This is a genomic window from Rubritalea squalenifaciens DSM 18772 (assembly GCF_900141815.1).
Lineage (GTDB): Bacteria > Verrucomicrobiota > Verrucomicrobiia > Verrucomicrobiales > Akkermansiaceae > Rubritalea > Rubritalea squalenifaciens.
On record NZ_FQYR01000003.1, the window covers coordinates 909,163 to 923,114 of the forward strand.

Consider the following 13,952-nt stretch of genomic DNA (forward strand, 5'->3'; position numbering starts at 1 on the left):
ATCAGGATTTTGGTGAGAGCTTAAGTAAATTTTTCAAAGCACCAAAGATCATGCCCAGTCCCCCTACGACAAAGAGCATCGGGAACCACGCGCTATAGCCCGCTGCTTTACTATCGTGATCCAAGATAGCTTCATCAGGCTTCTGTGGATTCACGTAACACTCTTGTTTGGTATCAAGGGGATATTCATCGATAAGCGCCTGCACGTTTTCCTTGTCCCCTGTCCACTTCTGGCCCCGAGGCTTGTACTTTTCCCCGATGTAATCCTTACCCTCAAACTCATAGGTATAGGCAACTGCCCACTGAAACTCGATGCCTAGACTGTCCACAGACCTCTCCACGGCCTCTGAACGGATCACATAACAAGGTGCTTTACTCCAATGTCTGGTGTCACTGGCATGCTGGAAACTACGTACCATCAGCCAGGTGAACAAGCCTCCGATCAGAACCAAAAAAAGACCAATGCACATCAAATAGATAGCACCAGCCTTGTTTTTACCTTTCGCTTTTTGAGTTGCGGCCATCCCGTGAGCTCCGTGGTCGTAACTTGCTAGAAAGAAAAGCCTAAGAGGAGTTAATCCTCTTCGTCCACCTCAGGTGCCGTAGGAAGCTTATCCACCTCCTCAAGGAGATTGATAACATCCACACCTCTCTGGGCAGAGCTGTCTTCACGGAATGTGAGTACTGGCGTGCAGCGCAGAGTGACCCGCTTCGCTACACGAGACTGAATGGGGCCCTTGCTGGCATTCAATTTATCAAGAACCGGCTGAGCTGATCCGCCCAACACACTCACGAAGACTTTCCCCTCTCTCAGGTCATCAGTGATCTCAACATCACTAATGGTAACTAACACATTTTTAAATTCGAAATCACGCTGCACCACGGTGCTGATTTCTCGTTTCATCAATTCGTTGATTCGATCTAGACGCTGAGACATAATGTTCGTTCAGTTTAAGACTAAAAATGCTGTGACGGCAGATGATACTACCAGTCACAGCATTTGCAAAATGGTTGTGACTACAATTAGAGAGTCTGTTCGATTTTCTCGAGGTTGTAGCACTCGATGATGTCGCCTTCTTCGTAATCGTTGAAGTCGCCGAGACGGATACCACACTCGATACCTGTCTTGACCTCCTGCACTTCATCCTGGAAGCGGCGGAGAGTAGACATCTTGCCATCGAATACTGGTGTACCATCGCGAAGTACGCGGGCGTGCGCCTTGCGGGTAACCTTACCGTCTTTGATAAGACAGCCGGCAGCCTTGCCTTTGTTCACCTTGAAGACCTGCTTCACTTCAGCGTGACCAATGATGGTCTCACGAAGTTCTGGTTCAAGGAGACCAAGCATTGCATCCTTAACGGTATCAATCAGTTCATAGACGATGGAGTAGAGCTTAATCTCTACACCTTCACGCTTGGCAGCCTGAACCGCCTTACCTTCTACCTTGGTATTGAAGCCGATTACGGTGGCATCAGCAGAGCTGGCAAGAAGGATGTCTGATTCTGTAATAGCCCCTGCAGCTGCGTGGATGAACTTCGCCTCGACCTTGTCGGACTCGATTTCATCAATCGCGCCTGTGATGGCGCCAACAGAGCCCTGAACATCAGTCTTAAGAATCAACTGTAGCTTAGCCTTCTGCTCACCACCTTTAGCGAGAGCCAGGATATCCTCCATACGGCTCTTTGCTGGAGTAGCAAGACGTTGCTGGCGACGCTCAGATTGACGCTCATCAGAGAGCTTTTTAGCTGCGCGCTCGTTCTCCATTTCAACGAGTTCATCACCAACGTTTGGCAATTCACTGAAGCCTAGAATTTCAACTGGCATACCAGGGCCCGCCTCTTTAATGCGCTTACCCTTGTCATCCAGCATGGATTTGATCTTGCCTGAGAATGGTCCGCAAATGAATGCCGTTCCATTCTTCAGTGTGCCTGTCTGTACAATCACAGACGCAGTAGGACCTTTGCCTGCTTGGATGCTGGCCTCGATGATGGACGCACGTGCGTTCGCTTTCGGGTTAGCACGAAGCTCAAGAACTTCAGCCTGAAGACCCATCAATTCGATAAGCTCATCCATACCTTGACCTGTATGCGCGGAAACCTCCACACATTCAGTGTCGCCACCAAACTCAGTTGGTGTCAGGTCGTGCTCCATGAGCTGGGTCTTAGCCCTCATCGGATCAGCCCCTTCACGGTCACACTTGTTGATTGCTACGATAATGGTCTTACCTGCAGCCTTGGCGTGATTGATAGCCTCCACTGTCTGCGGCATGATGCCATCATCAGCAGCAACTACCAGAACGACGATGTCGGTAATATCCGCACCACGCGCACGCATCTGTGAGAAGATGGCGTGGCCTGGAGTATCCAGGAAAGTAATAGGACGGCCTTCATTGTCAGTCACACTGTAGGCGCCGATGTGCTGGGTAATCCCCCCAGCCTCACCTTTGGCTACGCGAGCCTCACGGATGTAGTCCAGTAGAGAGGTCTTACCATGGTCAACGTGACCCATGAAAGTGATAATCGGAGCACGAAGCTCGAGCTTATCCTCCGGAGTATCTTCCTCAGGCTCTGGCTCTTCGAATACTTCTTCCACCTTGTGAACACCAGCACCCTTCTCACGCTTTTCACGCTCAAAGGAGAATCCGTGGGTTTCACAAAGTTTCTCGGCCACTTCAGGCTCGATGGCCTGATGTGGAGCCACGAAAACTTCGAGTTTGATGAGGTCTGCCATCAATTGGAAGGCCTTGAGTCCCATCAGTTCGGCCAGTTCACTGACGACGATTGGCGGTTTGAGGAAGATAACCTTGTCACTGCTGGGTTCAGCCTTTTGCTCTGCAGCTTTGGTTGGCTTCTTCTCTGCACTTGGCTTCGGCGTAGCAAATTCAGGATCGTCCTTGGATTCGCTCAGCTTGGAAATACTTGGCAACAGCTCTTTGGCAGAAGCTTTTCCCTTTTTAATTTGGGAAGTCTTCTTCTTTCCGTCTTCTTGGAAAATATCTAACGCCTCAGCCTTCTTATCGCTGAGCGTTTTATTTTTAGCCGCTTCATCGCGCTGCCTTTCGCGACGGGATTTCTTCTTGGAAGAACCGTCGTCGAGCAGGTCGAGAACCTCTTTTTTCTTTTTATTGCTGTCTTTCTGATCAGCCATTGAGCTGTATAGTCTTATGTTTATTTTACCGAAAACGATGTGTGTTATTTAGGCAAATCGTTTTCTCTTTGGTTTAGGCATTAGCGTCTTGCTTAGCCTGAACCTTGTTCAGAATATCTTGGGCTTCCTCATCAGATACGCCCACTGCCTGAGCAATGTATTCCGCTGGCATTTGAAGGATCATCTCGGCATTGATACCGCCGGCACGGAAAAGCTTGTCGGCAGTTTCTTCGTCGAGGCCGACTTCATCAGCCAATGAGTGAGAAGCATCGGAAATCTTGGCTTCAAACTGCTCGTGCTTGCTCTCATCCTTGCGGACCTGGACATCCCAACCGAGGAGACGTGAGGTAAGACGGGCATTCTGACCTCGGCGACCAATGGCCTTGCTCAGTTCTTCTTCATCCACAGTGACGTGGACCACCTTGTTCTCTTCGTCAAGAGTGACGGAACGAAGGTTTGCTGGCTTGAGGGCATCATGCACAAACTTGGACGGATCATCGCTCCAGCGGATAATATCCACCTTCTCATTATTAAGTTCACGTACAATGTTCTTCACTCGTGCTCCACGGAGACCTACACAGGCACCGACAGGATCCACGTTTTCATCAGCACTCCAGACAGCGACCTTGGTACGGTACCCGGCTTCACGTGCAATACCGCGGATTTCCACAGTACGGTCGGAGATTTCACTGACTTCAGCCTCGAAGAGACGGCGAACGAAGTTTGGATGGCTACGGGAGAGAATGATCTCAGGTCCGCGCTGGTCGTTTTCCACAGCTACTACGTAGGCGCGGATACGATCACCGATATTGTATTCCTCGGTCACTACACGCTCACGAGAAGACATCTTGCCCTCGAACTTACCAAGATCGATCCAGACATCGCTCTTTTCGAAGCGACGTACGGTACCACTGACGATATCGCCAGCACGATCCTTGAATTCCTCGTAAATCATTTCCTTCTCAGCCTGACGCAAACGCTGCATCATTGTCTGCTTGGCTGTCTGCACGGCGATACGTCCGAAGTTTTTCGGAGTCACGTTGAACTCGATGGTTTCACCTGGCTCGATCTCTGCCTTGCTCTTTCTGGCTAGAGAAAGTGGAACTTCGTTCCATTTATCCCTGTACTCTTCGTCTTCCACTACAGTGAGAGTAGCGTAGATTGTCGTATCAGCCTTCTTAGTGTCCACAGACGCACGAAGCACCTCGATCTTATCAGCACCAGCTACCATCTTTCGGTAGGCGGAGAGAAAGGCATACTGGAGCGCGGCAACCACCTTGTCTCGGTCGATGCCCTTTTCTTTCTCGTAATAGTCAATGAGTGCGACGATGTCGTTTGTCATAGGTCTGAAAATCTCTGAAAATGTTACTATGTAATCGACTCATCCAGATACACAAAAGAGTGGGTCAAAAAACCCACCCCTTCCTTGCGGCCAGAGTTGTCTTGCGGACTCATTAACACAATCCAGCAGCTATGCAAGTACAATCTCCCCTTGCTCAGCCACTTCTAGACCCGTTTCGTCGTCGCTTCATAGTAACCAAAACAAATAAACCCCTCCTGAAAATTAAGACTTATTTACAAAGAATTGGATTTCAGTCGACTAGACAACTCACAAGATTACACCCGGAGAAAAAGATGAAAAAATCTCAAAAAGTTTCTTGCGTTCACCCCAAATTCGACCTACCTCTCTGCCCGCCGCGAGGCACCTAATCACCAACGAATGCGCAGATAGCTCAGTTGGTAGAGCAGTTGGCTTTTAACCAATTGGTCCTGGGTTCGAGTCCCAGTCTGCGTACTTCCCCTAATCAAAGAAACCTGCAAGACTTCAGTCATGCAGGTTTTTTGTTTCCTCCCACCAAAAACTTGATGGGACATCAAGCCACCGTCCGCCAGCGACCATTCTATACCGAAGCTTCAGCTTCCTCACTTACCGGGTCGTCAGACTCATACTCAACAACCTCACCTTTAAAGTTCTCAAGGATCTTACTGAAAAGCTTCTCCGCTGGTTCACCATCCTCTTTTTTGAACTGACCATAGATCATGCCATCCACCTTGGTCTTTTTAGATCCACCAGCATCGTCATAATAGATAACAGCGACCCCCTTGGTATCCCACTTGCGCTTATCAATACGCTTCATGGCTGTGAATGGAATCTCCTTACCACCCGGAGCGAAATACGCCTCATCAGTCACACGCATTGTACGCGAAAGCGTCCTGAGGAAGAAAAAGAGGACCACAACAAAGAGAGCAACACTTCCATAGGAGAAATAGAACTGCTCATTGACCGTATCCAAATCATAAGGCTCCTCCTTAGGCTCAGCATCCCACTCCATACGCTTGGTATAATCACGCCACAATTCCTTTGGACCAGAACTGGCGCCACCATCTTTCAACTTCTCGTAGCCCTGGATCAACTCCTCCGGCCACTCCATACCCAATGCCGTATCTGGCACAGGACATAGCTCACCTTTAGCTGATTTGGCAACAACCCCGCTCTCACCCTGCTCGAAAGGAACTTCTTCACCCTTGGCAAATTCTGCCCAGGATTCAGCGGTATACTCCCCTTCAGAAGCCATTTGAGGAGCCTGCTCCGTGAACAGCCTGTTCATGAAAAAATGCAGATTCTTCTCTTTATAACCTGTCGTTCCATCTTGATAGAACAAGACAGCGAAAACAGCCAACATGGCTAGTATGAGAATCGCTCGAATTTTAATCCAGCTGGAGGCCTTACACACTATCTCTTTCGTCTCAATTTCCGACATCTTACCAATTTGGGTTTACTAGTAGCTGCTTAAAACTACTCAAACCAGCCACACAGAAAAAAAGCAATCAATATCGCTCGCAACTTTTAACTATCATAATAAACTAAGCTCTGATGAGCCGCGAAGACATTAAAAGACTCACCACCATGGCATCCTGCGGTGGATGAGCCTCCAAACTAGATCCAGCGTCACTCTCGCAGGTTCTGCGTGGATTGCCGCAATATCCAGACCCGAACTTACTCGTAGGCTCATCTACAGCCGACGATGCAGGCGTCTATCGCCTGAATGACGAAACCTCTCTAGTTCAGACCCTAGATTTCTTCACCCCCATCGTGGACGACCCCTACCTGTTCGGCCGAATCGCAGCCACCAACTCCCTATCAGACGTATACGCCATGGGTGGACGCCCCATCACCGCCATGGCCATCGCCGGCATGCCGGATGATCTACTCAGCAATGAAGACATTGCAGAGGTCTTTCGCGGAGGAGCTGACATGGTGGCAGAAGCACAGTGCTCACTGGTAGGCGGCCACACCATCAAAAATCCGCAACCCATCTACGGACTCTCGGTGACAGGCCTCGTACACACGGAGAACTTCCTAGCCAATGCCCACTGCAAACCTGGTGATACCCTCATACTCACCAAGCCACTCGGCACAGGAATCATCAGCACAGCCGTCAAGAGAGGCATCTGCCCAGACGAACTACAGGAACTCGCCATTCAGGCCATGACAACACTTAACCGATCGGGAGCCACCCTTGCCGACAAGAAGCTGGTCAACGGCTGCACTGACATCACCGGTTTCGGCTTCCTGGGCCACCTGGCAGAAATGATGAAGGGCTCCAATACCAGCGCTGAAATCGACACCAACTCAGTCCCAGCCCTATCCCCACTGGTCATGAAGTTCATCGAAGAGGATTGCGTGCCGGGTGGCAGCAAGAAAAACCTCCTCAATATTGCTCCCTCGGTAAACTTCGGGGACAACATCTCAGAAGCCGTCAAACTCCTCATGGCTGACGCCCAGACATCTGGCGGCCTACTGCTCTCCGTCCCTCCTGAAAATGAGGCCGAGACTCTAGATATTTTGGCTAATTCTGAGGCTCTCTGCGTCAGTATCGTAGGCCAAGTCACCAATAAACAAGCGCATGATATCTTCTGCAGCTAGCGGATGTCACCGATTTTGCTGGAATTTACTGTTGCAATCTGCCTTTCTTTCCCCTTAATTCCCCGCCCCGCGAGTCCGTCAATCGGTCGTAGGTCCTCTATGCCTTGTATTTTCAATGCAAGGCAGTCACTCGCTAGAGGGAAACCCGACTAATTCTAAGACACCATGTCAGAAGAAACGACAAATACAGAAGAAACAGTAGAAGATAAGAAGGCTGTGATGCTCGATCGCTTTGAGCTCCCAAACCGCCTTGTTAAGAACGAAGATACGGAAACAGATACCTTTGCCCAGTTCGTCGCCGAGCCATTCGAGCGTGGATTTGGTCACACCATTGGTAACTCACTCCGCCGCGTTCTCCTTTCCTCACTTGAAGGCGCAGCTATCACATCCGTGCGTATCGCCGGTTGTCAGCACGAATTCTCCAGCCTTCCAGGCGTAGTTGAGGACGTTACAGACATCATCCTCAACCTCAAGAAGGTTAAGTTCAAGCACTACGACAAAGAGCCACGTGTTCTCACTCTCAAAGTTGAGAAGGAAGGCGTTGTTACCGCTGGTGACATCCAGGACGACAACATCTACGAAGTAGTCAACAAGGATCAGGTAATCTGTACTCTCGACCGCAAGACCAAGTTTGATTGCGAATTCGAAGTTAAGGTAGGCCGTGGATTCAACACTGGTGACGAGAACAAGCGCCCAGACATGCCGATCGGCGTGATCGCGATTGACTCCATCTTCTCACCTGTAACTCGCGTCAAGTACGCTGTTGGTCAGACTCGTGTGGGTCAGATGACTGACTTCGACAAGCTCGAGCTCGACATCTGGACAGACGGACGCACCTCCCCAGCAGACGCACTTCTTCAGGCTTCCGCAATCCTTCGCCACCACCTCGACGTATTCGTCAACTACGACGACGATGCCGTTGAATTCGAGTCTGCACCTGCAGAACAGAGCGAAGAGAACGCAGCACTTAAGAAGCTTCTCAACATGAGCGTGAACGAGATCGAACTCTCAGTTCGTGCCGCTAACTGCCTCAACAACGCGAACATCACCACCGTTGGTCAGCTCGCGATGAAGACAGAAGCAGAGATGCTTAAGTACCGTAACTTCGGTAAGAAATCTCTTAACGAGATCAAAGACAAGCTCACTGAGCTCGGCCTCAGCCTCGGCATGTCTCTTGATCCATCCCTCCTCACCGGACCAGTGCCTACCGTTAAGGCTCCACGTCTCGGTATCGAGGAAGAAGCACCGGTGGGTCTTGCTGACCTTATCGCGCAAAACCTCAACGACGAATAATCTAGAAAGGATACATTACGATGAGACATCGAAACAAGACCGTAAAATTGCAGCGTGACGCAGCACACCGCCGTTCACTCCTTGCCAACCTTACTTGCAGCCTTATCGAGCACGGTAAGATCCGCACAACACTTGCCAAAGCCAAAGCTCTCCGCCCTGTTGCTGAGAAAATGGTAACACTTGGTAAGCGCGGTGACCTCCACGCTCGCCGTCAGGCAGTTGCATTCCTTCGTCAGAAAGACGTTGTGAAGACTCTCTTTGAAGAGATCGCTCCAGCTGCTGCTGACCGCCAGGGTGGTTACTGCCGTATCACCAAGCTTGGTGCTCGCCAGTCCGACTCTGCTCCTATGGCAATCATCGAGTGGGTTGACACTCCAGCTGCTGCCGCTGTTTCCAGCGAAGAAGCTGCTGATGCATAATTAACCACTGGTTAACTTTAAATTCTCTCAAGCGCGTCCTTTTCAGGGCGCGCTTTTTTGTGTCTCTTACACGTCGGATGAACACTCTCACTCACGCCCTACTCCCAGCCATCGTTGCAGGTTTATGCAATAAAAGCTATGCGGCTCCAGTGAAGAGAAAGAAGCTATTCACCGGTAGAGAAATCCTTTTAATCGCTTTATTGGGTGCTGCCCCAGACATCCTCAACCCGCACATCACGCTCGCGGCACGCTACACGAGTTGGTCTCACAGCATCGCAGTACTCCTCCCACTTTCTATGCTATTGGTCCTATGCTCAGGCTTGTTTAGAAAGCTACGCCCCAGACTGATCCCGTGGCTACTAGGAGCCTATGCACTACACCTTGCCTGCGACGCTATCACCGGGGGCATCGCATGGGCTTACCCATTCAGCAGCCACATCATCGGGAAAACTTACATCAGCTTTATCTACTGGATCCCTATCGACTTAACCCTCAGTATCGTAGCTTACTTTCTATTCCGAGCACTCCCTAACTATATGGAAAGTAGAGAGCGCCATGTAAAACACTAGGCTTTCGTAGCCGTATAGATGGAGGCAATACCTCCACTGAGTGGCTCACAGTGCGCTTCTAGAAAACCCTGACCCTCTATCAGCTTGCACATCTCATCTCCACTTGGAAATGAGCCAATCGAACCTGCCAAATAACTGTAAGCCCCTTCTTCACTAGTCAGCAACCCTGCAATCTTTGGCAAAACATTGTTCAAGTAGAACTCATAGGGCTTGCGCAGCAGGCCGCCTGGAAGAGAAAAATCAAGCACCAGCAGATGACCACCAGGCTTGATAACGCGGCACATTTCCTGCAGTGCACCCGGATAACTGGACATGTTTCGCAATCCAAAGGCAACTGTTAACACATCACACTCATTGCCCCCGAATGGCATATTCATGGCATCCACGACCATCGTCTGAGCCACTCCACGCTTGGCTGCATGAGCCAGCATCTCAGGACAGAAATCAGAGCCTACCACTTCCGCATCAGGACACACACGCTGCAGCTCAAGAGCCAGATCACCTGTACCTGTAGCTACATCAAGAATTTTCTCCGGTGCCCATTCGATCACAATCTGCCCCACTCTCTTTCTCCAGAGAATGTCTGTGCCCATACTAAGCACGTGATTCGTCACTACGTAGCGATCAGCGATCTTGCTGAAAGCGTTTTTTACAAAATCAGGATCCTGCATCTATTTTTATCCAGGTAAAATGTCTCTGTAGATTCCCGGGTCACTGTTAGGTATTTCAGTAGCCCCACAAACTTTTTCATAGAACTCACGCGGCCCCACACCACCGATGACGCCATAGACATAACCACTTTCACGCAGGGCCTCCATGCACATAAACAACAAGGCCTTGCCAATCCCTGTCCCTCTGGCCGCTTCACCAACTCCTGTTGGACCATAGAAGCCTTTTGCTGTCGTCTCTATGCAGGCAAACCCCAGAATCTCCTTATCCTTGGTGGCGATAAAACAAGCCACAGGCTGACGTGAGAACGCAATTTTCACCTCACTCACCCATTTAGGCGAGAAATGCCGGCCAACCCATTCGGCTACAATGTGCCTCTCATAAGCACGAGCTCTGCGGAGAGTAATCCCCTGTTGCTCGACTTTCTCGTATATCTCACGAGAATCAGGCAACTCGTATAGGTTCACCAACATGTCTATCATGACCTCTTATGTAGAGAAGTTCAGCGGTATTGCCAATTTATAAACCTAAAAGATCCATGAACGGCCAGCTCTCGATTTCAGTCTGACCTCGAATCACGTCTGTAATCACCTCAACGCCGCACATGTCTTCTACAATACCTTTGTTCGTGATGGTCGCGGTATCCAGTTCATCAATAAGATTGTTAAACACCAAGCCCGCAGGCTCGATACCACGGGACCTCATCGCCTCAACAGTGAGCAGAGTATGATTCAGCGCACCAAGTTTGTTTCCCACCACGATGATCACAGGATGGCCAATCTCCTTGGCCATCTCAGCCACGGAAAACTCCATACCATGAATCGGAACCAGCCAACCCCCTACACCCTCGGTGATCACTACCTCGTGCTTGTCCGCAAGAGCCTTGTGGCCAGCTGAAATAACCTCTTTATCAATCGGGCTGTTCTCAAACATGGCGGCCACATGCGGCGCAGCCGGCGTTTTTAACCAGATAGGGTTAGCCTGATCAGCTGTAAGCACCTCACCACTAGCGTCCACCATCTCCAGCGCATCATTGCGATCACCACAACAAATCGGCTTGTAGCCCACAGCATCAACACGCTCCTGTCTGAGAGCCCTGATAATCAGTGAGCTAACGTAGGTTTTTCCTGCGTCCGTATCTGTCCCGGTGATAAATAGTCCCTTGCTCATAGTGCAGCCCTGCCATGCCTCATCGTGGGCTTATTTGCAAGCCCAGTTGGCAAAGATACTCCCAAGCGGAGACACTCCCTACTTGTTCTTCTGCTCAATAGCAGAAGGACCACTGTTGAAATCAACATCGTTGAGCTCAACTTTTATCAGAAACCAGATCGCTATCGCTAGGATCAATGCTGTGATCTTCGCTATCCAGTGTTTCTTGAACATCTTCATCATCTTGACTTTCCTCCGGTAAGAATATCGCCTCAAGCATTTCACGGAACTCCTCTTCAGACAAATTCCTCTCGAGATCGCCATTAATGGCTACAGAAATCGCCCCAGTCTCCTCACTGACAACTACGGCTACAGCATCAGTTTCTTCGGTCAGACCAACAGCCGCCCTGTGCCTCAACCCCAATGTGCGGTCATTCATCTCTTTTTGACTCACTGGGAATACACAACCAGCCGCAGCCATACGCCCCTGGGACAAAATCATTCCGCCATCATGCAAGGCAGTTTTCGGGAAAAACACTGTCAGAGCAAGCTCTGGCGAAAACTCTGCATCTAGAATCACGCCGGTATCCTGGTGCTCTTTGAGACTAATCTCACGCTCCAAGGCGAAGAGCGCGCCGATCCTCTTCTTGGAAAGCTGAATGACGGCCGAAGCAAATACGCCGGTGAACTCCAGCCGCTGAGTTTTAGAGAATGAAAACAGACGGCTACTACCTAGCTTGGCCAATGCCGTCCTAAGCTCAGGCTGGAAGATAATCACCAAGGCAAAGGCAATCCAGAGTGTAGAGTGGATCAAAATCCAGCCGATCACTCTCAATTCCAGAATGAAAGCAAGCGAGGTAACAACCGCGAGAATCATGATGATACCCACCAAAATGCGGGCTCCTCGCGTGGCCCGGAAAGCACGATAGATTTGGTAGATTCCCACCCAGAGAATGAGAATCTCTATCCCGTCTTTCCAGTGATTGAGAATAAAGTCCATAATGGATTAATCCGGCTCCTCAGATGATTTAAAGGCATCTGACTCCCATTATCTAACGATAAGATTACTGAATTGAAAAGACTTATCTCAAGCTTACCTGTAAGCATAAAAAACGCCTTCTCCAGATTACAGGAGAAGGCGTCATTAAATCTGGGAAAGAACTCAATTATTCACCAGCCTTGTCACCTTCTGCAGGCTTAGCTGGAGCATTCTTGTTGAGTGTCTCAAGGAGCTGAGCAGTGATGTCGAACTTGTCTTTAACGAAGACGAAAGTTTCTACCTGGTTGGCACTGCGTGCAGACTTATCAAGAACGAGGTCGAAATCATTCTCACGGGCGTGAGCTTCTACTTTCTCTCTGATCTCACCGAGAATGGAGCGCATTTCAGCAACAATGTTCTCATTGAGAGCCTTATTGCGTCGAGCAAGCCACTGGCGGCGCTCGTTGTCGGCAGCATTACCTTCGCTGACTCGCATCTGAATTTCACGCTCAAGCTCAACACGCTTCTTGTCGCTGACTGTAGGATCCTGCTTCTGCTTGCTGAGGTTCTCGATCTTGGCCTGAAGATCTCTGATCTTCTTGAGACGCTCGCCGTTCTCTTGCTGAATGCGCGCTTGGTCCACCTTTACCTTTTCTTGAGTTGTTTGGGTTAAGTGGTACTCGTTGAAAAGCTTCTGCATGTCCACAGTTGCAATTTTAAGATTCTGAGCTGCCGCTGAACCGATGCTAATGGCGAAAGCCGCTACGATGCAGATGGATTTGAGGATGTTTTTCATAAGAATTTTCTCTGTCTATATTGAGATCAACGAATCCAAGTTGCATAGAATTCCCTAGCTCGTCAACGACCATCCCTTATCTTTTTTACTTTATAGTTTGGGCATTCGAGAGCATTCTCGCGGGACCATCTCTTATGAAAAGAGCCTGCACCATTGAGGAACTCCACGATTCTCTGCCACTTACAGAGCATAAAACCGTTCTCGTACCCACCATGGGAGCCCTGCATGAGGGCCATTTCAGCTTGATACGCAAAGCACGCGAGATCGCCGGCCCGCATGGCCGTGTTGCGGTATCCATCTTTGTGAACCCCATTCAGTTTGATCGTGAAAGCGACTTAGCATCCTACCCTTGTACCCTGGATAAAGACTTGGAAGCTTGTCAGAAACTCGGAGTCGATATTGTTTTCACACCAGAAGCCGAATCCGTCTATCACCCGGATAGATCTATCACCATCCATGAGACCTCTCTATCCAAACTCCTCTGTGGAGCTACCCGAGAAGGTCACTTCGATGGTGTCTGCACCGTCGTGGCCAAGCTTTTCAATCTCTTTCGCCCCACCGATGCGGTCTTTGGCAAGAAAGACTATCAACAGCTAGCAATCATTCATCGATTGGTGCGCGATCTCAATATTCCCGTCACGATCCATGGAGCTGAGACAGTCAGAGAAGAAGATGGACTAGCACTCTCCTCTCGCAATGTACGCCTCACCCAGTTGAACCGAGAGCAGGCACCGATTATACGCGAAGCACTTGTTGCAGCGCGCAATGCGGTGGATGCCGGAGAGAAAAGTGCCGATGTCGTGAAGAGCATCGCACTCAATACGATAAACGCGGTGAGCACTATTCCACGCATTGACTATTTGGAATGTGTCGATGCCGAGACTTTGGAGGCAGTCGAGTCTATCGACAAACTCACCCTGCTAGCGACGGCTGTCTTCTTCGGCGATGTCAGACTTATCGACAATATCGAGCTTGAGCCTCAAGGCTAACAATACCAGTATCCC

The 13,952-nt window shown here is 49.8% G+C and carries 14 protein-coding genes, 1 tRNA gene and 1 pseudogene; 6 read left to right on the forward strand and 10 right to left on the reverse strand.

The window, feature by feature from the left end; all coding sequences use genetic code 11:
- Position 1 precedes the first annotated feature (1 nt).
- The 4 genes from BUB27_RS09200 to nusA all read right to left on the reverse strand — a co-directional run bounded on the left by BUB27_RS09200 (position 2) and on the right by nusA (position 4,488).
- The gene (locus BUB27_RS09200) at positions 2-523 is read right to left on the reverse strand and encodes a DUF3592 domain-containing protein (RefSeq protein WP_143183510.1); all 522 of its coding nucleotides are present in this window, start codon (positions 521-523) and stop codon (positions 2-4) included.
- Positions 524-573: 50 nt separating this feature from the next.
- Positions 574-936 (reverse strand): 30S ribosome-binding factor RbfA, encoded by a 363-nt coding sequence (rbfA, locus tag BUB27_RS09205; protein ID WP_143183511.1) that lies wholly within the window; start codon positions 934-936, stop codon positions 574-576.
- A gap of 86 nt (positions 937-1,022) precedes the next feature.
- Positions 1,023-3,146 carry a translation initiation factor IF-2 gene (infB, locus tag BUB27_RS09210; protein WP_143183512.1) on the reverse strand — a complete coding sequence of 708 codons (2,124 nt, stop codon included), beginning with the start codon at positions 3,144-3,146 and terminating at the stop codon, positions 1,023-1,025.
- Between the two features lie 73 nt (positions 3,147-3,219).
- Positions 3,220-4,488, reverse strand: coding sequence for a transcription termination factor NusA (gene nusA / locus BUB27_RS09215; protein ID WP_143183513.1), 1,269 nt, complete (start codon positions 4,486-4,488; stop codon positions 3,220-3,222).
- A 380-nt stretch (positions 4,489-4,868) separates the two neighbouring features.
- Here nusA and BUB27_RS09220 point away from each other — a divergent pair.
- Positions 4,869-4,941: transfer RNA gene (locus tag BUB27_RS09220), tRNA-Lys, on the forward strand.
- 106 nt (positions 4,942-5,047) lie between these two features.
- Here the strand turns inward: BUB27_RS09220 and BUB27_RS09225 are convergent.
- Positions 5,048-5,755: a hypothetical protein gene (locus BUB27_RS09225; RefSeq protein WP_143183514.1), complete on the reverse strand. Its 708-nt coding sequence runs from the start codon at positions 5,753-5,755 to the stop codon at positions 5,048-5,050.
- Between the two features lie 335 nt (positions 5,756-6,090).
- Here BUB27_RS09225 and selD point away from each other — a divergent pair.
- The 4 genes and pseudogenes from selD to BUB27_RS09245 form a co-directional block, all read left to right on the forward strand.
- Positions 6,091-7,074, forward strand: a pseudogene (gene selD / locus BUB27_RS09230) (selenide, water dikinase SelD); the annotation flags it as partial.
- 165 nt (positions 7,075-7,239) lie between these two features.
- On the forward strand, positions 7,240-8,367 hold the full coding sequence (locus BUB27_RS09235; RefSeq protein WP_143183516.1) for a DNA-directed RNA polymerase subunit alpha: 1,128 nt from the start codon (positions 7,240-7,242) through the stop codon (positions 8,365-8,367).
- 20 nt (positions 8,368-8,387) lie between these two features.
- The gene (gene rplQ, locus BUB27_RS09240) at positions 8,388-8,786 is read left to right on the forward strand and encodes a 50S ribosomal protein L17 (RefSeq protein ID WP_143183517.1); all 399 of its coding nucleotides are present in this window, start codon (positions 8,388-8,390) and stop codon (positions 8,784-8,786) included.
- Between the two features lie 77 nt (positions 8,787-8,863).
- The gene (locus tag BUB27_RS09245; protein ID WP_143183518.1) at positions 8,864-9,355 is read left to right on the forward strand and encodes a metal-dependent hydrolase; all 492 of its coding nucleotides are present in this window, start codon (positions 8,864-8,866) and stop codon (positions 9,353-9,355) included.
- Here the strand turns inward: BUB27_RS09245 and BUB27_RS09250 are convergent.
- From BUB27_RS09250 to BUB27_RS09270, 5 genes are all read right to left on the reverse strand, one after another.
- A complete protein-coding gene (locus tag BUB27_RS09250; protein ID WP_143183519.1) occupies positions 9,352-10,026 on the reverse strand; it encodes a ubiquinone/menaquinone biosynthesis methyltransferase in 675 nt (224 codons plus the stop codon). The genes BUB27_RS09245 and BUB27_RS09250 overlap by 4 nt on opposite strands.
- 6 nt (positions 10,027-10,032) lie before the next feature.
- The gene (locus tag BUB27_RS09255) at positions 10,033-10,506 is read right to left on the reverse strand and encodes a GNAT family N-acetyltransferase (RefSeq protein ID WP_143183520.1); all 474 of its coding nucleotides are present in this window, start codon (positions 10,504-10,506) and stop codon (positions 10,033-10,035) included.
- 37 nt (positions 10,507-10,543) lie between these two features.
- The gene (gene bioD / locus BUB27_RS09260) at positions 10,544-11,194 is read right to left on the reverse strand and encodes a dethiobiotin synthase (RefSeq protein WP_143183521.1); all 651 of its coding nucleotides are present in this window, start codon (positions 11,192-11,194) and stop codon (positions 10,544-10,546) included.
- Between the two features lie 136 nt (positions 11,195-11,330).
- Positions 11,331-12,173, reverse strand: a complete 843-nt coding sequence (gene cdaA, locus BUB27_RS09265; RefSeq protein ID WP_143183522.1) for a diadenylate cyclase CdaA — start codon at positions 12,171-12,173, stop codon at positions 11,331-11,333.
- 166 nt (positions 12,174-12,339) lie between these two features.
- Positions 12,340-12,948, reverse strand: coding sequence for an OmpH/Skp family outer membrane protein (locus tag BUB27_RS09270; protein ID WP_143183523.1), 609 nt, complete (start codon positions 12,946-12,948; stop codon positions 12,340-12,342).
- Between the two features lie 134 nt (positions 12,949-13,082).
- Between BUB27_RS09270 and panC the strand changes: the two genes are divergently transcribed.
- Positions 13,083-13,937, forward strand: coding sequence for a pantoate--beta-alanine ligase (gene panC, locus BUB27_RS09275; RefSeq protein WP_143183524.1), 855 nt, complete (start codon positions 13,083-13,085; stop codon positions 13,935-13,937).
- Positions 13,938-13,952: the final 15 nt, after the last annotated feature.